General features: G+C 59.4%; 19 protein-coding genes. 11 read left to right on the top strand and 8 right to left on the bottom strand.

Annotated features, from left to right (window positions below; translation table 11 throughout):
• Positions 1 to 13: 13 nt before the first annotated feature.
• Entirely contained in the window at positions 14 to 250 is a 237-nt protein-coding gene (locus ACA041_RS07095; protein WP_497440472.1) for a glutaredoxin family protein, read from the bottom strand.
• A gap of 206 nt (positions 251 to 456) precedes the next feature.
• On the opposite strand from ACA041_RS07095, the gene ACA041_RS07090 reads away from it, so the two are divergent.
• Positions 457 to 2,169, top strand: a complete 1,713-nt coding sequence (locus ACA041_RS07090; protein ID WP_497440471.1) for a cation:proton antiporter — start codon at positions 457 to 459, stop codon at positions 2,167 to 2,169.
• 1 nt (position 2,170) lies between these two features.
• Here ACA041_RS07090 and ACA041_RS07085 read toward each other — a convergent pair whose 3' ends face one another.
• A complete protein-coding gene (locus ACA041_RS07085; protein WP_497440470.1) occupies positions 2,171 to 3,379 on the bottom strand; it encodes an ammonium transporter in 1,209 nt (402 codons plus the stop codon).
• Positions 3,380 to 3,685: 306 nt separating this feature from the next.
• Between ACA041_RS07085 and ACA041_RS07080 the strand changes: the two genes are divergently transcribed.
• From ACA041_RS07080 to ACA041_RS07050, 7 genes are all read left to right on the top strand, one after another.
• Positions 3,686 to 4,000 carry an ElaB/YgaM/YqjD family protein gene (locus ACA041_RS07080; RefSeq protein ID WP_128871571.1) on the top strand — a complete coding sequence of 105 codons (315 nt, stop codon included), beginning with the start codon at positions 3,686 to 3,688 and terminating at the stop codon, positions 3,998 to 4,000.
• A 2-nt stretch (positions 4,001 to 4,002) separates the two neighbouring features.
• Complete coding sequence (locus ACA041_RS07075; protein WP_307332208.1) at positions 4,003 to 4,392, top strand: phage holin family protein; 390 nt, start codon at positions 4,003 to 4,005, stop codon at positions 4,390 to 4,392.
• Positions 4,389 to 4,730, top strand: a complete 342-nt coding sequence (locus ACA041_RS07070) for a hypothetical protein (protein WP_497440469.1) — start codon at positions 4,389 to 4,391, stop codon at positions 4,728 to 4,730. Before ACA041_RS07075 ends, ACA041_RS07070 begins: the two co-directional genes overlap by 4 nt.
• A 150-nt stretch (positions 4,731 to 4,880) precedes the next feature.
• Positions 4,881 to 6,209 carry a deoxyguanosinetriphosphate triphosphohydrolase gene (locus ACA041_RS07065; RefSeq protein ID WP_497440468.1) on the top strand — a complete coding sequence of 443 codons (1,329 nt, stop codon included), beginning with the start codon at positions 4,881 to 4,883 and terminating at the stop codon, positions 6,207 to 6,209.
• A gap of 181 nt (positions 6,210 to 6,390) precedes the next feature.
• Positions 6,391 to 6,783: a response regulator gene (locus ACA041_RS07060; protein ID WP_497440467.1), complete on the top strand. Its 393-nt coding sequence runs from the start codon at positions 6,391 to 6,393 to the stop codon at positions 6,781 to 6,783.
• Positions 6,784 to 7,035: 252 nt separating this feature from the next.
• On the top strand, positions 7,036 to 7,662 hold the full coding sequence (locus ACA041_RS07055; RefSeq protein ID WP_497440466.1) for a response regulator: 627 nt from the start codon (positions 7,036 to 7,038) through the stop codon (positions 7,660 to 7,662).
• 8 nt (positions 7,663 to 7,670) lie between these two features.
• Positions 7,671 to 11,297 carry a transporter substrate-binding domain-containing protein gene (locus tag ACA041_RS07050; RefSeq protein WP_497440465.1) on the top strand — a complete coding sequence of 1,209 codons (3,627 nt, stop codon included), beginning with the start codon at positions 7,671 to 7,673 and terminating at the stop codon, positions 11,295 to 11,297.
• Positions 11,298 to 11,395: 98 nt separating this feature from the next.
• Here ACA041_RS07050 and ACA041_RS07045 read toward each other — a convergent pair whose 3' ends face one another.
• Positions 11,396 to 11,878 carry a GAF domain-containing protein gene (locus tag ACA041_RS07045; protein WP_497440464.1) on the bottom strand — a complete coding sequence of 161 codons (483 nt, stop codon included), beginning with the start codon at positions 11,876 to 11,878 and terminating at the stop codon, positions 11,396 to 11,398.
• On the bottom strand, positions 11,875 to 12,765 hold the full coding sequence (locus tag ACA041_RS07040) for an ATP-binding protein (protein WP_497440463.1): 891 nt from the start codon (positions 12,763 to 12,765) through the stop codon (positions 11,875 to 11,877). Before ACA041_RS07040 ends, ACA041_RS07045 begins: the two co-directional genes overlap by 4 nt.
• A 166-nt stretch (positions 12,766 to 12,931) precedes the next feature.
• On the opposite strand from ACA041_RS07040, the gene ACA041_RS07035 reads away from it, so the two are divergent.
• Positions 12,932 to 15,253, top strand: a complete 2,322-nt coding sequence (locus ACA041_RS07035) for a hybrid sensor histidine kinase/response regulator (RefSeq protein WP_497440462.1) — start codon at positions 12,932 to 12,934, stop codon at positions 15,251 to 15,253.
• Here ACA041_RS07035 and ACA041_RS07030 read toward each other — a convergent pair.
• The 3 genes from ACA041_RS07030 to msrB form a co-directional block, all read right to left on the bottom strand.
• A complete protein-coding gene (locus ACA041_RS07030; protein WP_497440461.1) occupies positions 15,237 to 15,698 on the bottom strand; it encodes a MarR family winged helix-turn-helix transcriptional regulator in 462 nt (153 codons plus the stop codon). The two genes, ACA041_RS07035 and ACA041_RS07030, sit on opposite strands and share 17 nt — an antisense overlap.
• Positions 15,695 to 16,180: a glutathione peroxidase gene (locus tag ACA041_RS07025; protein ID WP_008009392.1), complete on the bottom strand. Its 486-nt coding sequence runs from the start codon at positions 16,178 to 16,180 to the stop codon at positions 15,695 to 15,697. Before ACA041_RS07025 ends, ACA041_RS07030 begins: the two co-directional genes overlap by 4 nt.
• Positions 16,181 to 16,413: 233 nt before the next feature.
• Positions 16,414 to 16,809 carry a peptide-methionine (R)-S-oxide reductase MsrB gene (gene msrB / locus ACA041_RS07020; protein WP_497440460.1) on the bottom strand — a complete coding sequence of 132 codons (396 nt, stop codon included), beginning with the start codon at positions 16,807 to 16,809 and terminating at the stop codon, positions 16,414 to 16,416.
• A gap of 226 nt (positions 16,810 to 17,035) precedes the next feature.
• Between msrB and ACA041_RS07015 the strand changes: the two genes are divergently transcribed.
• A complete protein-coding gene (locus tag ACA041_RS07015; RefSeq protein ID WP_497442017.1) occupies positions 17,036 to 18,247 on the top strand; it encodes a pyridoxal phosphate-dependent aminotransferase in 1,212 nt (403 codons plus the stop codon).
• Between the two features lie 317 nt (positions 18,248 to 18,564).
• The gene (gene htpX, locus ACA041_RS07010) at positions 18,565 to 19,452 is read left to right on the top strand and encodes a protease HtpX (RefSeq protein WP_064676487.1); all 888 of its coding nucleotides are present in this window, start codon (positions 18,565 to 18,567) and stop codon (positions 19,450 to 19,452) included.
• Between the two features lie 199 nt (positions 19,453 to 19,651).
• On the opposite strand, the gene ACA041_RS07005 is transcribed toward htpX, so the two are convergent.
• Entirely contained in the window at positions 19,652 to 20,308 is a 657-nt protein-coding gene (locus ACA041_RS07005; RefSeq protein WP_497440459.1) for a thiopurine S-methyltransferase, read from the bottom strand.
• Between the last annotated feature and the right edge of the window lie 37 nt (positions 20,309 to 20,345).

Below are 20,345 nucleotides of genomic sequence, written 5' to 3'. Positions count from 1 at the left end.
CGTGCGCCTGCGGTCAACCCAGGAACGCCACCACCTGATCGGCACTGAACGGCCAGCCCAGCTCCGCGCCGGTATCGACCCGCCGCAACACCGGAATACGCAGGCTGTAGGCTTCGTACCAGGTTTCGTCTTCGGCGATATCCACCAGTTCCACCAGCAGGCCGCGTTCGACAAACTCCATCAGCATGGCTTCGGCCACTTCACACAGATGGCACCCCAGGGTGCCGAACAGCTGACATTCAGGAAGCATGAGCGCTCAACCGAAAAATTAAGTGACTATTCTAGGCCGACCCTGAAAAGTCGTCGAGCCATTGAATGGTCGGTCCTGGCGCATCATCGGCCATGGCTGCGGCAAAACCCTGACGCACATCAGTCGCACCGAATGCCTTTTACCCGATGCTCATGGTTTTTTTGCCTCTACGCTTGAATAGCCGGCGCCCATCCCTGGAGTTTCCCGTGTTCGCCAACCTGCTGATCATCCTCGCCTCCTCCCTGGTGGTGATTGCCCTGTTCCAGCGCCTGCGCCTGCCGCCGGTGCTGGGCTACCTGTGCGTGGGGCTGATGATCGGGCCGACGGCATTCAACTGGGTGAATGAAAACGAAGATTTGCCCGACCTCGCCGAACTGGGGGTGGTGTTCCTGCTGTTCTCCCTGGGGCTTGAGTTTTCCCTGTCCAAAATGCTCGCGTTGCGCCGGGTGGTGTTCGGGCTTGGCAGCCTGCAGGTGTTGGGTAGCGGGATACTGTTGGGCGGCTTGCTGATGCTGTTCGGCATGCCGGTTACGCCTGCGCTGTTACTCGGTGCCGGCCTGTCCCTGTCGTCCACCGCCATTGTCAGCAAGGAGCTGGGCAGTCTCGGCGAGATTTTCAGCAGCCACGGCCAGAATGCCATCGCCGTGCTGCTGTTCCAGGATGTGGTGGCGGTGTTACTGCTGACGCTGGTGCCCGTGTTCGCCGGCAGCAGCGATCAGGCCTGGTACTGGGCGCTGCCACTGACGCTGGCCAAGACCGTAGCGCTGTTCGTCGGTCTGCTGCTGGCCAGTCGCTGGATACTGCCACGGCTGTTCCACGAAGTAGCGGCGGCCCGTTCCCCTGAGCTGTTCGTGCTGCTGGCGCTGGTCATCGTGCTGCTGACGGCCTGGCTGACTCACCTGCTCGGCCTCTCCCCGGCACTGGGTGCATTTCTGGCCGGCATGCTGTTGGGAGAAAGCCACTACCGGCACCAGATCGAAGCCGATATCCGACCCTTCCGCGACATCCTGCTCGGCGTGTTCTTCGTCAGTATCGGCATGCTGATCGACTTGCAGTTGTTCGCCAGCCACGGCCTGCTGATTCTCGGCCTGACTCTGGGGTTGCTGCTGCTCAAGGGCAGCGTCGTTGCGCTACTGGTCAAATGCCGTGGCAGCGATGGCGAAACCGCCTGGCGCAGCGGCCTGGCACTGGCCCAGGGTGGCGAGTTCTGCTTTGCGCTGATGGCACAGATGCAGGTGAACAAATTGATGCCCGCCGATTTTGGCGGCCTGCTGCTGGCGGCAACCTTCTGTTCGATGCTCCTCACCCCGTTGCTATTGCGCGCCGCGCCTCACATTGCGGCACGCCTGCACCGCAAGCCCAACGAAGAAGCGAAACTCGAGGAAATCAGCGCACTCAACGCCGGCTTGCATAACCATGTGGTGATCTGTGGTTATGGTCGCGTAGGCCAGTCAATCGGACGCGCACTACTCAATGCGCAGCAACCCTATATCGCACTGGATACTGATCCGGTGCGTGTCCAGGAAGCCGCCGCTGGTGAAACCTGTGTGCATTATGGCGACTCACGTCGCGGTGAACTGCTGGTGGCGATAGGGCTCGAGCGCGCCAGGCTGCTGGTAATCGCCGTAGACCAGACCGACATCGCTTTACTGATCCTCAAGGAAGCGCGGCGACTCAACGCGACTGTGCCGATACTGGTGCGCACGCGCGACGACAGCCAACTGGCCGAGTTGAAAGCATCCGGGGCCAGCGAAGTCGTGCCCGAACTGCTGGAGTCGAGCCTGATGCTCGCCTCCCACGCGTTGATCATGCTGGGATTACCCGCGCATCAGGTGCAGGAGCGGGCCGACCAGATCCGGCACGATCGCTATCGCCTCTTGCACGGCTTTTATCCCGGTGCAGACGATGAAGAGAATTGACTCAGTCCTGGCTGACAGCGCCGATCTTGTGCACCGACAAGTCCGCGCCGTAATACTCTTCTTCCTGGCTCAGGCGCAGACCATGGAACGCCTTGATCACGCCATACACGGTAAAGCCACCGACCAGAGCCACCACCACCCCCAGCGCGGTACCGATCAACTGGCTGATCAGGCTGACCCCGCCCAGCCCACCCAGCGCGCCCTGGCCGAAGATGCCGCAGGCGATCCCGCCCCAGACGCCACACAATCCATGCAATGGCCAGACACCCAGCACATCGTCGATATGCCATTTGCCCTGGGCGGCGGTAAAGCACCAGACAAACAGCGCACCGGCAACGGCACCGGTCACCAGCGCCCCCACCGGGTGCATCAGGTCGGAGCCGGCGCAGATCGCCACCAACCCGGCCAGCGGGCCGTTGTGCAGAAAACCCGGGTCATTGCGCCCGACGATCAGTGCCGCGACGGTGCCACCGACCATGGCCATCAGCGAATTCACCGCCACCAGTCCACTGATTCCTTGCAGGGTTTGCGCACTCATCACGTTGAAACCGAACCAGCCAACGATCAGGATCCACGAACCCAGCGCCAGGAAAGGAATGCTCGATGGCGCGAACGCCACCAGTTTTCCGTCGCGATAACGACCATTGCGTGGCCCGAGCAACAACACCGCCGCCAGCGCCAGCCAGCCACCCATGGCGTGCACCACCACCGAGCCTGCGAAATCATGGAAGCTGGCGCCGAAGCGTTCCAGCAACCAGGCTTGCAAGCCAAAGTTGCCGTTCCAGATCAAGCCTTCGAAAAACGGGTAAATGAATGCCACGATCAAGGCCGTCGCGCACAACTGCGGAACAAACCGGGCTCGCTCGGCGATACCACCGGAAATGATCGCCGGGATCGCCGCGGCAAAGGTCAGCAAGAAGAAAAATTTCACCAACCCGTAGCCATGATCGGCATTGATCACCGCCGCCGGTTGCATGAAGGTGACCCCATAGGCAATCCAATAGCCTATAAAGAAGTAGGCCAGGGTTGAAATGGCGAAGTCGCTGAGGATCTTCGACAGGGCGTTGACCTGATTCTTCTGTCGGACCGTGCCAACTTCGAGAAAGGCGAACCCGGCGTGCATGGCCAGTACCATGACCGCGCCGCCGAGAATGAACAAGGTGTTGGAGCTATGGATCAGAGTGTCCACAGCGCTTTGCAGATTTTCCATAGGATTGGCAGACCTGAAGGCTAAAAAAGCACCAAAGCAGTTCGCGCTGCCCCTTCGTGCACCAAGTTGCAACCTTCCAGGATCGATACGAGGATCCGGATGAGCCACTTTGGCGCACATGGCTGGACCTTATGCGCGAGTTGTCGTTATTTGAGTTAAGTTTTTGCTCGTTCATGCCCGGCAACAGCGCAACGGCGCTGACCGACGCACCAGGACATAGCAAAAGTTGTACCAGTCATTTGTACTGAACCTTCGCGCAAGGCTCATACTCGAACGCAACAGACAGCCACTTACGGAGATCCACCAATGGCCAGTATCAAGGCAAAGACTGCTCAAGAAATTCTGATGAATGATTTTCAAACACTGGTCAGTGACACCGAGCGGTTGCTGGAGCACACCGCAACGCTGGCGGGGGATCAGGCCGATGAACTGCGCTCGCAGATCCACGACAGCCTGCTGCGTGCCCGGGAAACCCTGAAGCTGACCGAAGACTCCCTGCGCGAACGCGGCAAGGCCGCCGTCACCGCCACCGAAGACTATGTCCAGGCCAACCCATGGCAATCGGTCGGGATCGCCGCCGGCGTCGGCTTTCTGATCGGCCTGCTGGCCACTCGGCGCTGATCATGGCGATCGGCGAACCCGGCTCGTCCGCGACGGGCCCAAGCTCCTCACCGCGGCGCCTGGGTGCCGCTTTTCTTGGACTGCTGCACAGCCATGTCGAATTGTTCGGCATCGAATTGCAGGAGCAAAAAGCCCGCACCGTCAGCCTGTTGTTGTTCGCAGGCCTGGCGCTGGTGTTTGCCTTGCTGTTGCTGGTGGGCTTGTCGACGCTGGTGTTGATCCTGTTTTGGGACACCTATCGCCTGCCGGCCATCATCGGGCTCTGCGTGTTCTATACGCTCGCGGCCATATTCTGCGCGATGCGCCTGAGAGCGGCGATTTTCGATGAATCCTCGCCCTTCCACGGCACTCTGGAAGAATTGGCCAATGATCGGGAGCGCCTGCTGCCATGAGCCTGCCTGAACTGTCTCACAACAACTCGCGCACGGAAATGCGCAAGGCGTTGATCCGTCTGCGTATGGAAATGCACCGCCAGGAAATCCGCCACGAATCCGCGCAACTGCTGCAACCCTTGCAGCGTGTGCGCGGGATGACGCAAAACCTGCACAATGGCTTCGGCATCAAACACGCCCCGCTCTGGGGCGTGGCCGCCGTGACCCTGCTGGGTTTCCTGACCGGCAAGGGCGCCAAGAGTGGCGGCACCAGCAGCCTGACCCGACTGGTTCGCCTGGGGACCACGCTGGGTCCATTGATCAGGCTGGTCATGCAAGGCTCCTCACGCAATCACTAAGCCAGTCTCCAGCGGCGGTATTGCACCGTCGCCGGGATGAACCGCTGTATCAGGCCATGGATGGCCGACGGTGTGCGTGTTTTTTCCTTGCAGGCCATGGCGCGAACCCGGAAGCTTAAGGATTCAGTCACCTGACGGAGAGAACCAGCCTTGGATTGGCAAACGTTGCTTACCCGCGAACGCCTCGGAAAGCCTCTGCACAGCCCGGAAGAGCTCGGCCGCAGCCCTTTTCACAAAGACCACGACCGCATCATTTTTTCGGGAGCGTTTCGCCGCCTCGGGCGCAAGACGCAGGTTCATCCAGTCACCAGTAACGATCATATCCACACGCGCCTGACCCATTCGCTGGAGGTCAGTTGCGTTGGCCGTTCGCTGGGCATGCGCGTCGGTGAAACCATTCGCCGTGCCCTCCCCGACTGGTGCGAACCCAGTGATCTGGGGATGGTCGTGCAATCGGCCTGCCTGGCCCACGACATTGGCAACCCGCCCTTCGGCCATTCCGGCGAAGACGCGATTCGACACTGGTTCCAGCAAGCCGCCGGCCGTGGCTGGCTGGATGCCATGAGCGAAGTCGAACGCGATGACTTCCTCAATTTCGAAGGCAATGCCCAAGGCTTCCGGGTGCTCACCCAGCTGGAATATCACCAGTTCGACGGTGGTACCCGGCTGACCTACGCCACCCTGGGCACTTATCTGAAATACCCATGGACCGCGAGGCACGCCGACTCACTGGGCTACAAGAAACACAAGTTCGGTTGCTATCAGAGCGAATTGCCGCTGCTGGAGCAGATCGCCCATAAACTCGGCCTGCCGCAACTCGAGGAACAGCGCTGGGCGCGTCACCCGCTGGTGTACCTGATGGAGGCCGCCGATGACATCTGCTACGCGCTCATCGACCTGGAAGACGGCCTGGAAATGGAGTTGCTGGAGTATGCCGAAGTCGAATCGCTGCTGCTGGACCTGGTGGGTGACGATTTGCCGGAAACCTATCGCCAGCTCGGTCCGCAGGACTCGCGCCGGCGCAAACTGGCGATCCTGCGCGGCAAAGCCATCGAACACCTGACCAATGCCGCGGCCCGCGCCTTTGTCGAGCAACAGGACGCGTTGCTGGCGGGCGTGCTGCCCGGCGACCTGGTGGAGCATATGCACGGCCCCGCCAAGCGTTGCGTGTTGAATGCCAAGGACATGGCGCGCAAAAAGATCTTCCAGGACAAGCGCAAGACCCTGCACGAAATCGGCGCCTACACGACCCTGGAAATCCTGCTCAATGCCTTCTGTGGCGCGGCGCTGGAACAGCACAACGGTCGCACGCCGTCATTCAAGAGCCGGCGCATCCTCGATCTGTTGGGGAACAATGCGCCCGATCCCTGCGGTCCCTTGCACACGTCGTTTTTGCGCATGATCGATTTCATCGCGGGTATGACCGACAGCTATGCCAGCGACATGGCACTGGAAATGACCGGTCGCTCCCACCATTGACGACAACCGGCTGATCGGCCATTTCGCCACCCGCACTGGCTGATCAGCACTTGAAAATCCAGGTACGCTCAACGCTCGCTGAATCCCCCTACAGCTTGAGGTAAGTGAACTGATCGTATGTCCGCAGTCTTCGCTCAATAATCACACTCCACTGTATTCGACAGATGAAGTGAGTAATCCTATGTTCGAAGTCGATCTGCGCATCCTGCTGGTAGAAGATCACCCTTTTCAGCTCCTGGCGACCCAGTACCTGCTTGAGAGTTACGGCTTTACTCAATTGACTCCCGCCGACAGTGCCGAAGGCGCACTGCAACACCTGTTCGGGGCGGCGCAACCTTACGATATTCTTTTGTGCGATCAATGCCTTCCCGACCTTCCCGGCCTGGAGTTGATCGAGTACGCCAGCCGCCGGGGGATGATCAGGCAAGCCATACTGCTCAGCAGCCTGACGCCCGCTGAACTGGATGGTTTGGCACAATTGGCTAACGAACATGGACTGCCTTTGTTGGGCTACTTGACAAAGCCTTTGAAACAATCCGAACTTCTAAACTTGTTGACCTTGGCCTCATTATAAAAAAAGTCTGAAACCGGCCACAACAATGCCCACTCAAACACAACTTGATACTTGCGAAACAGTAGTTAACACCCTCGGCTAAACACTGCCATTGTCACTCTCTTCAAAAAAAATCCGCCGGGTACGTAGTCCTAATCCGTTTCACATGTAGGAATCTTCCTATATTGCTGCTGCAGGTCCGTCAGTTCATGCGTCACCTCAACTATCTGAGCTAAGGTGCGCGCTTTATTTGCGCTCGTATGGGATTTGATTATGAACTCCGTTTTTATCGTCGACGATCACCCTGTCATCCGTCTTGCCGTCCGCATGCTGCTTGAACATGAAGGTTACAAAATCGTCGGCGAAACAGATAACGGGGTCGATGCCATGCAGATGATCCGCGAATGCATGCCCGACCTGGTCATTCTCGATATCAGTATTCCCAAACTGGACGGACTGGAAGTTCTCGCCCGCTTCAACCAAATGTGTACACAGACAAAAACACTGGTATTAACCGCCCAATGCCCGAAACTCTTCGGTATCCGCTGCATGCAATCCGGCGCCTCCGGGTATGTATGCAAACAGGAAGAGCTGAGTGAGTTGGTCAGCGCCATCAAGGCGGTATTATCAGGCTACAACTATTATCCGAGCCAGGCCCTGAGCCCTGTGCGTGGCGATGATGTGCATTATGCCGACCTGGAGTTATTCAAGGCAGTGAACGACCGGGAACTGATGGTATTGCAACTTTTTGCCCAGGGTCGCACCAACAAGGAAATTGCCAAAGGCATGTTTTTGAGCAACAAGACGGTCAGCACCTATAAAAAACGACTCATGCAAAAACTCAAGGCCAAATCCCTGGTTGAACTCATCGAGATGGCAAAACGTAACGCGTTAGTGTGAGGAACAGGATGCCCAGCCGCATAAAGGACTCGCTGATACTCATGACCGCTGGTTTATGCCTGAGCGCCTCGGTGTTCGCCCAGACCTCCAGCAATAGTCTCTCCCTGCTCAGTCGTTCATCGGCCGGACACCTGGAAGTCCAGTTGGATCAATCCCAACGACAATGGATCAAGAACAAGCGTGAACTGATTCTCGGCACGTCGGCCCCGGATTATCCGCCCTTCGATCTGGCCATCAGCGGTCACGAGTATGAAGGTTACACCGCCGATTACGCCGGGCTGCTGGGCGAGTCCACCGGTCTGCCCATCAAGGTCCGGCGCTTCGAGTCCCGGGGGGCTGCGATCGAGGCCCTGGAAAACGGCGAGGTCGACCTGCTTGGCAGCGCCAATGGGTTCGAAGCTCACAATGCCGACATCCTGCTGTCCGCCCCCTACGCCGTGGATCAACCGGTGCTGGTGACGCGGGAAGATGAAAACAGGTCCCTGGCCGATGGCCTCGCTGGCCTGCGTCTGAGCATGGTGTATCACTATTTGCCACTGGAGGAAGTCAGGGCTGTGTATCCGCAGGCGATCATCACCGCCTATCCGTCCTACCAGAATGCGATCAATGCGGTGGCTTTCGACGAGGCTGACGTCTTCCTCGGCGACACTATTTCAACCCACTACATGATCAACAAGGGCTACCTGAACAATATCCGCATGGCCAACTTCGGCAAACACGAAGCCCAGGGTTTCAGCTTTGCCGTGAACAGGAACGATCTCGAACTGCTCGGGATTATCAATGCGATGCTCAAGGCCGTTCCCACCAGCGAGCGAGAAAGCATTGCCAAACGCTGGAGCGCTGGCAGTGACATTCTGCTCACCGATCAGAAATTGCAGCTCAGTGACAACGAGCAACGCTGGCTGGCGCAACATCCGGTGGTGCGCGTGGTGGTCAATGAAGCGTTTGCGCCACTGACGTTTTTCGACAACGACGGCAACTTTCGAGGCATTACCGCCGACCTGCTCGAACTGATCAGGCTGCGTACAGGTTTGCGCTTCGACATCCGGCGCAGCCGAAGCGATGGCGAGATGATCGAGCAGGTCAACAATAATCAAGCCGACCTGATCGCCGCCCTGCTGCCCAGCGCCCAACGTGAAGCCAGCCTGAGTTTCACCCGGCCCTATCTGCAAAACTCCTTCATCCTGCTGACGCGCAAATCCGCCAGCAGCCCGACAACCCTTGCTCAATTCCAGAACAAGCGCCTGGCCATTGCCCAAGGCAATCCAATGATCGATGACGTGCGCCGCGAGTTCCCGCAGATCAGGCTGATTGAAACCCCGGACACCTTCAGCGCCGCCGAATTGCTGGTCGAAGGCAAGGCACAGGGTGCAGTGAGTTCACTGGTGGCTGCCAACTACTTCCTGTCTTCGCGGATTTTCGAGCACACACTGCGCATCAGCAGCACCATCGGCACCCGGCAGGCCGCATTCTCCCTGGCCACCGCCCGGGACGCCCGGGAACTGAACGCCATCCTCGACAAGGCGTTGCTGAGCATTACGCCAGAGGAACTGGGCATCATCAACAGCCGCTGGCGTGGCTATTCGGCGATATCGCAAAATCCCTGGCGCAACTATCACCGGGTGTTTTATCAGATCGTCATCGGCGCCGGCGTGCTGCTGCTGATTTCCATGGCCTGGAATGCTTACATGCGGCGGCAGATAAAGCAGCGTCAGGCGGCCGAGCGTGCGTTGAGCGATCAATTCGAATTCATGCGCTCGCTGGTCAACGGCACGCCCCATCCCATTTATGTGCGCGATCGTCAAGGGCTGCTGCAAAGCTGCAACGACAGTTATCTGGAGGCCTTCTGCGCGAAACGTGAGGAGGTCATCGGCAAAAGCGTCATGCAGGGCAACATGAGCAATGCCTTCGAAGCGCGGGAATATCAAGCCGACTACCAGCGCGTTGTGGCCGAGGGCATACCGTTGATTCTCGACCGGCCGCTGCATATCGGTGGCCGCAGACTGACGATCTACCACTGGATCATTCCCTACCGCGACTCGAGCGGTGAAGTGCAAGGCATCATTGGCGGCTGGATCGACATCAGCGAGCGGCGGCAACTGTTCGACGAGTTGCGCTGCGCGAAGGAACGGGCGGATGAAGCCAACCGGGCCAAGAGCACGTTCCTGGCGACCATGAGCCATGAGATCCGCACGCCGATGAACGCGGTCATCGGCATGCTCGAACTGACACTCAAGCGCATCGATCATCAGCACCCGGATCGTCCGGCCATCGCGGTGGCGTACAACTCGGCGAAAGACCTGCTGGAACTGATCGGGGACATTCTAGATATCGCGCGGATCGAGTCCGGGCGCCTGAGCCTGAGCCCGGAACGGGTCAATCCCGAAGAAATCGTGACCTCGGTGATACGGATTTTCGATGGCCTGGCGCGCCAGAAAAATCTTGAGCTGCTGCTGGAATTTCACCCTGCCAATCCGCTGGTCGATGTCGTCGTGGACCCAATGCGCTTCAAGCAGGTGCTGTCCAACCTGGTCAGCAACGCCATCAAGTTCACGGAGCAGGGTCAGGTCAGGATCAGCGTGGACCTGCAACCGACCGACGAGCCCGAGCGCGTGCGGATGCTGTTGCACGTTCAGGACAGCGGCATCGGCATCAGCGAACAGGATCGGCAACGGCTGTTCGAACCCTTTGCTCAAGCCGATCACTGCGCACAGTCAAGCAGAGGCGGCGCAGGCCTGGGCCTGGTCATCAGTCGCAGTCTGTGCGAGATGATGGGCGGCAGCCTCCAATTGAGCAGCCAGCCGGGTGTCGGTACCCAGGTCCGGGTTTCGCTGCTCCTGGCAGCACTGCCATGCGAACAGCGTCGGGAAGCCGTTGAAGCGCCCGTCCATTCCACGAAGGCGCCCTTGAATGTTCTAGTGGTCGACGATCATCCGGCCAATCGCTTGCTCATGTGTCAGCAACTTGAGTTCCTGGGGCATAGATTCAGTGTCGCTGCAGATGGCGAAGCAGGATTGCAGGCGTGGAAAGCACAGGTGTTCGATCTGGTGATTGTCGATTGCAATATGCCGATCATGAATGGCTACGAACTGGCCCGCGCCATTCGCCGACAGGAACAACAGGCGCAACGCCCGGCCTGTACCGTTCTGGGATTCACCGCCAACGCCCAGCCGGAAGAGATATTGCGCTGCAAACAGGCCGGCATGGACGACTGCCTGTTCAAGCCCCTGACGCTGACCGCTTTGAGCCAATGGGTTGAAGGCATCGAGCCGACCGTCCGCGATCCTGCGTTCAGCCGCAAAGGGCTGCATCAATTGACGGGGGGCAACCCGGTTCTGGAACAGCGACTGCTGACTGAACTGTTGAACAGCAACCGGCTGGACCGACAGGCGTTGTCGGAAGCCGGGGATCGGCAGTCATTCCTCGATCTGGCCCACAAGATCAAGGGCGCTGCGCGGATTGTCCAGGCCTGCCGCCTGATCGACAGCTGCGAGGCGCTGGAGCACGCCTGCCATGAAGATAGTGCCAAAGTCATCGAATGCAGCAACGCCATTGAGAGCGCCATGCTCGAATTGGAGCAGGCACTGCAGCAGCAGATTCGACATAACGACAACAGCACTATGAAAGAGGCTTGACTGTGCCTGGACGCGGAGCCGTGCGTTAACCCACCTGGAACCGATCGACGCCGCTGGATCGCTCAAGCCTGCTGGTCAAGGCAGGCTTGAGGGCATGATCAGCAGTCAGTCAGGCGCAGGAAAATCGCCGCCAGCTGTTCGATACCGGCTTGATCTTCAGCGGTAAACCGCGCGAGCTTCGGGCTGTCGAGGTCCAGCACGCCGATCAATCGGCCGTTTTTGACCAACGGCACGACCAGTTCGCTATTCGATGCACTGTCGCAGGCGATATGCCCCGGGAACGCGTGCACGTCTTCGACCAGCTGGGTCTGCAGGGTCGCGGCCGCAGTCCCGCACACGCCGCGACCGAACGCAATACGCACGCAGGCGATCTGCCCCTGAAACGGACCCAGCACCAGCTCTTCGTTGCGGTTGAGGTAGAAACCGGCCCAGTTCAAATCATCGAGCTGGTTGTACAGGAGCGCCGAAAACTGCGCGGCGTTGGCAATGAAATCCCGTTCATCGGCCAGCAATGACTCCAGCTGCGCCCACAGCATGCCGTAGCCTTCGAGCCCCTGGCCGCTCTGTTGTAAATCGATCATGCCTTGTGCTCCAACAGCTTGAGCCCGACCCAATAGCGGGCAAATTGATACGCACAGCGCCCGTTGCGGTTGCCCCGCCCCGTGGCCCAGCGCACGGCGAGAATATCCAGCGCTTCATCACGCTGCCACTCGAGGCCGGCCTTGCCGGCCAGTTGACCGATCCAATGCTCGACGACGTCGAGGAAGTGCTCCTGGGTAAACGGATAGAATGACAACCACAGGCCAAAACGGTCAGACAGGGCAATCTTGTCCTCCACCGCCTCGCTGGGGTGGAGTTCGCCGTCGACTCGTTTCCAGTTTTCGTTATCGCTTTCCTTTTCCGGCACCAGGTGGCGACGATTGGAGGTGGCGTAGAGCAACACGTTATCCGGCGCCTGTTCGAGAGAGCCGTCGAGCACGCTCTTGAGCACGCGATAATCGCCTTCGCCCGACTCGAACGACAGGTCGTCGCAGAACAGCACGAAGCGCTGGGGCAATTTGGCGATCTGTTCGACCACCCGCGGCAGGTCCGCCAGGTGATCGCGTTCGATCTCGATCAGCCGCAGCCCCGCGTTGGCGTGTTCGGCCAGCAACGCGCGCACCAGGGATGATTTGCCGGTGCCACGCGAGCCCCAGAGCAAGGCGTGGTTGGCTGGCATGCCATCGAGGAACTGTTGGGTATTGCGTCCCAATTGCTCCACTTGCCGGTCGACCCCGATCAGGTCGGATAAACGCGTGTCGAGGCTGACTTGCAGCGGCATCAGGAAACCGCTGCGCCCCTCGCGTTGCCAGCGCGCAGCCAGGCTGTGGGTCCAGTCGATGGCTTGCCGGGGGGCGGGCAGCAGTGGTTCGATGCGGGCCAGAACGGCATCGGCGCGTTCAAGAAAAGCATTCAATCGGGAATCCACGTCTTCTCCTCGGGCACGTTCACAGTAATGATGCGTTACAGCGATGACACACAGCGTACGATATCCGCTCCAGCCCTGGTAAACGGGCTGCGCGAGAACATCGGGATCCAATGCATGATCGACTATGCTTGAGCAGCGAAGGGAAACGGAAGTGGTTCAACACCCCATGGATATCAAGTTCACCAACCGGCTGTCCTACAAGCAAGCCCGGCTGACCGTGCTGGTCGGCTTTATTCTGGGCACGCTGCTCAGTCTGCTGCAAATAGGCATCGATTATGCCAGTGAAGATGCCTCCATCAACCGCGAAATCCTGTCTCTGCTGGAAATCAGTCATAACCCCGCTTCGCGCATCGCCTACAACATCGACGCCGAACTCGCCCAGGAACTGACCCTGGGCCTGTTGCGCTCGCCCGCGATCATCGGTGCGCAATTGATCGACAACAACGGTACGGTGTTGGCCAAGGTCAAACGCCCTGGCCTGCAAAGCGGCTATCGGGTGATCAGCGACTTCCTGTTCGGTGCCAACCGGCACTTCGAGGACCGTTTGTACCTGGATCATTTGCCGAATGAATCCCTGGGTACCTTGCGCCTGGACGTCGACACCTATGCGTTCGGCAGCCGGTTCCTGCGCCGGGCCGAGGTGACCCTGCTCAACGGCTTCGCCCGTAGCCTGCTGCTGACCGGCATCCTGCTCGCGCTGTTCTATGTGATGCTGACCAAACCCCTGGTACGGGTGATTCGTGAACTCAGCAGCCGCGACCCGCGCAGTGTCGAGCCGACGTGGCTGGAGTACCCGGCCGGTCACGAAAATGACGAGATCGGCGTGCTGGTCAAAGTTGCGAACCAGCAATTCGAAAACATCGCCACCGAAATCCAGCAGCGACGCAATGCCGAAAACCGGCTGACCGACTACCTCGGACAACTGGAAAACATCGTTTCGGCGCGCACGGCGGAATTGAAAGCGATCAACACCCGGCTCAGCCAGTCCAACCAGGAACTGGAGGTAGCCCGCAGCACCGCCCTGGACATGGCCGAAGCGCGTTCGGTGTTCCTGGCCAACATGAGCCACGAAATCCGCACCCCCCTCAACGGTCTGCTGGGGATGATCGCGCTCTCACTCGATGGCCCGCTCAATGCCGAGCAGCAGCAACAGCTGTCCATCGCCCATGACTCAGGCAAGGTGCTGGTGGAGTTGCTCAACGATATTCTCGACCTGTCTAAATTCGACGCCGGTCAGCTTGAACTCGAACACATTCCGTTCGACCTCGGCTCGCTGATCGAAGACACCGCCAACCTGCTGTCGCAGAACGCGGCGCCGAGCGTCGAGCTGACCTGTCTGATCGATCCGCACTTTCCGGCCCTGGTGCTCGGTGACCCGACCCGGGTCCGACAGATTGTCAGCAACCTGCTGTCCAACGCCCTCAAGTTCACCCGGTTCGGCCGAGTCGATGTGCGCCTGTCGACGTTCGGGGACGGCGTCAGAATCGAGGTCTGCGACACCGGTATCGGTATCGCCCAGGACGCCCAGGTCAAGATCTTCCAGCCCTTCACCCAGGCCGGTGCCGGCATTACCCGGCAATTCGGTGGTACCGGCCTGGGCCTGGCACTGACCTACAACCTCTGCGAAGCGATGCAAGGACGCCTCACCATCAGCTCCGAAGCAGGCTTCGGCAGCCAGTTCTGCGCCGACCTGCCGCTGCCTTGCCACACCCGCGCCCTTGCGCACGCGACGCTGCAGGGCAAAGTCATCGCGATCACCGCCGCGAGCAGCGGTCTGGCGGAATTGCTCAAGAGCCTGTTGCCGGGTTGGGGCCTGGAGTATCAGCAGCGGTCGATCGACGACTCGTTGATCGGGCTGGACCCGGACATGGTGATCACCGACTGCCCCGAATGCCTGTTCGGGCTGCGCCCCACCTGTACCGCGCCGATTTTGCTGGTGACCGCCTACGGCAGTTTCATGCCCAGCGAAGAAGCCAGCGCCCTGGCGCCCTTGCAGCAACAGGCGCGACCTCTGGCGCGTAATGCGCTGTATCAGACGCTGCGGCGGGTGCTACAGCCGGAAATCAACCTGATCAACGATGCGCGGCTCGATAATCGCTCCCCCCTGCGACGCGGACGGGTGTTGCTGGTGGAGGACAATCCGGTCAATCAACTGGTGGCCAAGGGCATGCTCGGGAAACTCGGCTGCGAGGTGATTGTCGCCGCTCACGGTGGCGAGGCGCTGGATCAACTGGAGCACGGCGAATTCGATCTGGTGTTGATGGACTGCAACATGCCGGTGATGGATGGCTATGAAGCCAGTCGGCAAATCCGCCGCAGCGGGCGCTGGCCACAGCTGCCCATTGTCGCCCTGACCGCCAATGCGATGTCCGAAGAACGCGAACGCTGCCGTGCCGCGGGCATGAGCGACTACCTGGCCAAGCCGTTCCGCCGGGAAGAGCTGGCCGCCCTGCTGGACTTGTGGATGCCGACTACGACAGTGCTTTGATCTGGCCCAACAGATGATCGAGGCCAGTACGCAGATCATTCAGGCGATCCAGGTCGACACCGCTGTCGCACAACAGCCGAGCCTTGAGCGGCCCCACCTGATCGCGCAACGCCTTGCCGCTGGGTGACAGGCTCAGGTGCACTTCGCGTTCATCCCGCGCCGATCGTTGACGCTGCACCAGCTGCAATTGCTCGAGGCGCTTGAGCAGCGGCGTCAGGGTGCCGGAATCCAGCGCCAGGCGCTCGCCCAGCGCCTTGACAGTCGGCTGCTCCGGTGCCGCTTGCTGCCACTCCCACAACACCAGCATCGCCAGGTATTGCGGGTAGGTCAGGCCAAGCTGATCAAGCATCGGTTTGTAGGCTCGGATGACTGCCCGGGACGCGGCGTACAGCTTGAAGCAGATCTGGCTGTCGAGCTTCAGGGGATCGACGGACAAGGTATTCATTTGAGCAGGGCTTCGATCTCGCGGCTCAGGTCCTGCGGCTTGGTCGCCGGAGCGAAGCGCTTGACCAACTGCCCGTCCTTGCCGATCAGGAACTTGGTGAAGTTCCACTTGATGCCCTGGGAACCCAGGACGCCCGGGGCGCGCTTTTTCAGTTGCACGAACAACGGATGGGCGTCGGCGCCGTTGACTTCGATCTTTTTGAACAGCGGGAAGCTGACGCCGTAGTTCAACTCGCAGAATTCGCTGATGGCCCCTTCGTTACCCGGTTCCTGCTTGCCGAACTGGTTGCAGGGAAAGCCGAGCACCACCAGGCCTTGATCCTTGTAGGTCTGCCACAGCTCTTCCAGCCCTTTGTACTGCGGAGTGAAGCCGCATTTGCTCGCGGTGTTGACCACCAGTACGGCCTTGCCGGCGAAGTCAGCCAGGGTCTTTTGTTCGCCCTTGATGGTGGTGCAAGGGATGCTCAGCAGGTTGTCGCTCATGGTTTTGGACTCTGAGTGCAGGGAGACGGGACAAACATAGCGAGCAATTGAATTGTGTGCAATTTAATAAATCAATAACCGGTTAACTGTGGGGATAATCCCATCTTCCATACTGGATTGCTTCCCTGTGGGAGCGAGCCTGCTCGCGAAGGCTGACTGACATCCAGCATTGATGTCGATTGACACGCCCTCTTCGGGAGCAGGCTCGCTCCCACAAATAGCCCGGTCTCGTATTACCCCCGTGGCACCAGGTCCAGGCACACGGAGTTGATGCAATACCGCAACCCGGTCGGCGGCGGACCATCCGGAAACACATGCCCCAGGTGCGCGTCGCATTTGGCGCAAACCACCTCGGTACGGATCATGCCGTGGCTGACATCCCGGATCTCGACCATGGCGCTGTCGCCGATCGGCGCATAAAAACTCGGCCAGCCACAGCCGGAGTCGAATTTGGTCCTGGAATCGAACAGCGGCTCGTTACAGCAGATGCAGTGATAGATGCCGTCGACCTTGCTGTCATTGTATTTGCCGGAAAACGGTCGTTCGGTGCCTTTGAGACGGCACACGTTGTACTGCTCCGGATCGAGCATCGCCTTCCATTCATCCAGGGTTTTCTCCAACTTTTCCATCGTCACACCTCGGCAGCTGAAAAAGCCCGATCTGTACCTTTTCCACGGATCGGGCGGCACGTATGATTGCGCCTCGTCAAACGCCAGTCTGGCAGCCAGACCACGCGCATTCAAACGGATTTATGGGTGCCGCATCACAAGGCGTCAGGCCTGTGTGATTACGCAGGATTCCCAGTACGGTCGTTCATACGCCGCCTGGATCGTTCATTTTCGGGAACACATCGCCATGCAGGTCAGCAAATCGAACAAGCTCGCCAACGTCTGCTACGACATTCGCGGCCCAGTGCTCAAGCACGCCAAACGCCTGGAAGAGGAAGGCCATCGCATCCTCAAGCTGAACATCGGCAACCCGGCGCCCTTTGGTTTCGAAGCGCCGGATGAAATCCTCCAGGACGTGATCCGCAATCTGCCGACCGCCCAGGGCTATAGCGACTCCAAAGGCCTGTTCAGTGCGCGCAAGGCCGTGATGCAGTACTACCAGCAAAAGCAGGTGGAAGGCGTCGGGATCGAAGACATCTACCTGGGCAACGGCGTTTCCGAGCTGATCGTGATGTCGATGCAGGCCCTGCTCAACAATGGCGACGAAGTGCTGGTGCCGGCCCCTGACTACCCGCTGTGGACCGCCGCGGTGAGCCTGTCGGGCGGCAACCCGGTGCATTACCTGTGCGACGAGCAGGCCAACTGGTGGCCGGACCTGGCTGACATCAAGGCCAAGATCACCCCGAACACCAAGGCGCTGGTGATCATCAACCCGAACAACCCGACGGGTGCGGTGTATTCCAGGGAAGTCTTGCTGGGCATGCTGGAACTGGCTCGCCAGCACAACCTGGTGGTTTTTTCCGACGAGATCTACGACAAGATTCTCTACGACGACGCCGTGCACATCTGCACCGCTTCGCTCGCGCCGGACCTGCTGTGCCTGACCTTCAACGGCCTGTCCAAATCCTACCGCGTGGCCGGATTCCGTTCCGGCTGGATCGTCATCTCCGGCCCCAAGCACCACGCCCAGAGCTACATCGAAGGCATCGACATGCTGGCCAACATGCGCCTGTGCGCCAACGTGCCGAGCCAGCATGCGATCCAGACCGCCCTCGGTGGTTATCAGAGCATCAATGACCTGGTGCTGCCGCAAGGGCGCCTGCTGGAACAGCGCAATCGTACCTGGGAACTGCTCAACGACATTCCGGGCGTGAGCTGCGTCAAGCCCATGGGCGCACTGTATGCCTTCCCGCGGATCGACCCGAAAGTCTGCCCGATCCACAACGACGAAAAATTCGTGCTCGACCTGCTGCTCTCCGAGAAGCTGCTGGTGGTGCAAGGCACGGCCTTCAACTGGCCATGGCCGGACCATTTCCGCGTCGTGACCCTGCCACGGGTGGATGAGCTGGACATGGCCATCGGACGTATCGGCAATTTCCTCAAGTCCTACCGCCAATAGGCGCACTGTCACCGTGCGACGGGTACTCAAGTCGCACGGTGATTGATTCAGCAACATATCTTTGCACCTTGTCTTTCCTCACGCCTTCCACGGCTGATTGAGGACAGGCTGCCTGCTCGCGCCTAACAACGACGGGGCCTGCAACCTTAATGGGCTGACAAACACTTCCCCCCATCGACGTCGGAAATGTCCTTCAAACAGCTAGACTCTTGCTGTAGGACACAGTTTGAAATAGTCACTCGGTTGAATAGCCCGGTGCAGCACCTTATATACCCCGCAGTACGCTACATCTTTAGCATGAGGAGATTTCTACAACCATGATGCGCATCCTGCTGTTTTTGGCCACTAACCTGGCGGTCGTGCTGATTGCCAGCATCACCCTGAGCCTTTTCGGCTTCAACGGGTTCATGGCGGCCAACGGGGTTGATCTCAACCTCAATCAGCTGCTGATTTTCTGTGCGGTCTTTGGTTTCGCCGGTTCCCTGTTCTCGCTGTTCATCTCCAAGTGGATGGCGAAGATGAGCACCAGCACCCAGATCATCACCCAGCCGCGCACACGTCACGAGCAATGGCTGCTGCAAACCGTTGAGCAATTGTCCCGGGAAGCCGGAATCAAGATGCCGGAAGTCGGGATTTTCCCGGCCTACGAGGCGAACGCCTTCGCCACCGGCTGGAACAAGAACGACGCGCTGGTCGCGGTCAGCCAGGGTTTGCTCGAGCGATTCTCGCCGGATGAAGTCAAGGCCGTGCTGGCCCACGAAATCGGCCACGTGGCCAATGGCGACATGGTCACCCTGGCGTTGATCCAGGGCGTGGTGAACACCTTCGTGATGTTCTTTGCGCGGATCATCGGCAACTTTGTCGACAAGGTGATTTTCAAGAACGAAGAAGGCCAGGGTATCGCCTACTACGTGGCGACCATCTTCGCCGAACTGGTCCTGGGCATCCTGGCCAGCTCCATCGTCATGTGGTTCTCGCGCAAGCGGGAATTCCGTGCCGACGAAGCCGGTGCACGCCTGGCCGGTACCAGCGCAATGATCGGTGCTCTGCAACGCCTGCGAGCGGAACAGGGGCTGCCGGTGCACATGCCGGACACCCTGAATGCCTTCGGCATCAACGGTGGCATCAAACAAGGGTTCGCCCGCATGTTCATGAGCCACCCGCCGCTGGAAGAGCGTATTGACGCATTGCGTCGTCGGGGCTGATCAGGCTCGGCACTAAAAGAAAAGGCCCGCAGTGATGCGGGCCTTTTTTTGTCTGCTGATTGTTGAGGTGTTCATTCTGGCCCCTTCGCGAGCAGGCTCGCTCCCACATTGGATCTCCTGTGAACACAATATTTGTGAGCACTGAGGTTACATGTGGGAGCGAGCCTGCTCGCGAAGGGGCCAGCACAAACAACATCAATTACCGGGCAGACACCCGATAAACCCGCTCCTCTAGCCGCGTAACCCCCGCCTCAAGGAACTTCCAGCTCTCACCCAGCACATCCTGGTCTTCCAGAATCTTCAGCGACCACAAAGCTCCGAACAACCCCTGCACTTCGTCATCGAGCACGGCAAACGGCGGACCCTCCATCTGTGCCTGGTCGTAATCCAGGGTAATCAACAGCCCCAGAGCATCCTTAGGCAAAATCCGGTTCAGATGAGCCGCGTATTGCTCGCGCATTGCCGGTGGCAGGGCAATCAATGCGGCGCGGTCGTACAGCGCGCTGCAATCGGCAACATCGCCGGCAGTCAATTCGAAGAAATCGCCACACCACAACTCGATGGAGCCTGCACGGTAGACCTTGAACGGCCCCTGCTCACTGACATCAGGGTCGAATTGGTGCTCACTGAAGAAATCCTCGACAGCCTTTTCCGACAGTTCGATCCCCAATACCTCGTGACCCTGGTGTGCCAGCCACAACAGATCCAGACTTTTCCCACACAACGGCACCAACACGCGAGCGCCCTCTTCCAGGCCCAGCTGCGGCCAGAACCGTTGCAGGTAAGGATTCACTTGCGGCAGATGGAAGCCGATCTGATTCGACTGCCACCGCTTGTGCCAAAACTCCGGCTGCATAAATAACCCCGAAAATTCGATCAAAACACCCTAAAAC

Source organism: Pseudomonas sp. LBUM1676, from assembly GCF_059695605.1.
The sequence above is the reverse complement of the archived record's forward strand: the minus strand, read 5'-3'. Positions and strand labels throughout refer to the sequence as shown.

Excerpts from the sequence above, each read along its gene's own strand:
- ACA041_RS07095 (WP_497440472.1), bottom strand. The coding sequence starts at position 250 with ATGCTTCCTGAATGTCAGCTGTTCGGCACCCTGGGGTGCCATCTGTGT.
- ACA041_RS07085 (WP_497440470.1), bottom strand. The coding sequence starts at position 3,379 with ATGGAAAATCTGCAAAGCGCTGTGGACACTCTGATCCATAGCTCCAAC.
- ACA041_RS07080 (WP_128871571.1), top strand. The coding sequence starts at position 3,686 with ATGGCCAGTATCAAGGCAAAGACTGCTCAAGAAATTCTGATGAATGAT.
- ACA041_RS07075 (WP_307332208.1), top strand. The coding sequence starts at position 4,003 with ATGGCGATCGGCGAACCCGGCTCGTCCGCGACGGGCCCAAGCTCCTCA.
- ACA041_RS07070 (WP_497440469.1), top strand. The coding sequence starts at position 4,389 with ATGAGCCTGCCTGAACTGTCTCACAACAACTCGCGCACGGAAATGCGC.
- ACA041_RS07060 (WP_497440467.1), top strand. The coding sequence starts at position 6,391 with ATGTTCGAAGTCGATCTGCGCATCCTGCTGGTAGAAGATCACCCTTTT.
- ACA041_RS07055 (WP_497440466.1), top strand. The coding sequence starts at position 7,036 with ATGAACTCCGTTTTTATCGTCGACGATCACCCTGTCATCCGTCTTGCC.
- ACA041_RS07050 (WP_497440465.1), top strand. The coding sequence starts at position 7,671 with ATGCCCAGCCGCATAAAGGACTCGCTGATACTCATGACCGCTGGTTTA.
- ACA041_RS07045 (WP_497440464.1), bottom strand. The coding sequence starts at position 11,878 with ATGATCGATTTACAACAGAGCGGCCAGGGGCTCGAAGGCTACGGCATG.
- ACA041_RS07035 (WP_497440462.1), top strand. The coding sequence starts at position 12,932 with ATGGATATCAAGTTCACCAACCGGCTGTCCTACAAGCAAGCCCGGCTG.
- ACA041_RS07030 (WP_497440461.1), bottom strand. The coding sequence starts at position 15,698 with ATGAATACCTTGTCCGTCGATCCCCTGAAGCTCGACAGCCAGATCTGC.
- ACA041_RS07025 (WP_008009392.1), bottom strand. The coding sequence starts at position 16,180 with ATGAGCGACAACCTGCTGAGCATCCCTTGCACCACCATCAAGGGCGAA.
- msrB (WP_497440460.1), bottom strand. The coding sequence starts at position 16,809 with ATGGAAAAGTTGGAGAAAACCCTGGATGAATGGAAGGCGATGCTCGAT.
- ACA041_RS07015 (WP_497442017.1), top strand. The coding sequence starts at position 17,036 with ATGCAGGTCAGCAAATCGAACAAGCTCGCCAACGTCTGCTACGACATT.
- htpX (WP_064676487.1), top strand. The coding sequence starts at position 18,565 with ATGATGCGCATCCTGCTGTTTTTGGCCACTAACCTGGCGGTCGTGCTG.
- ACA041_RS07005 (WP_497440459.1), bottom strand. The coding sequence starts at position 20,308 with ATGCAGCCGGAGTTTTGGCACAAGCGGTGGCAGTCGAATCAGATCGGC.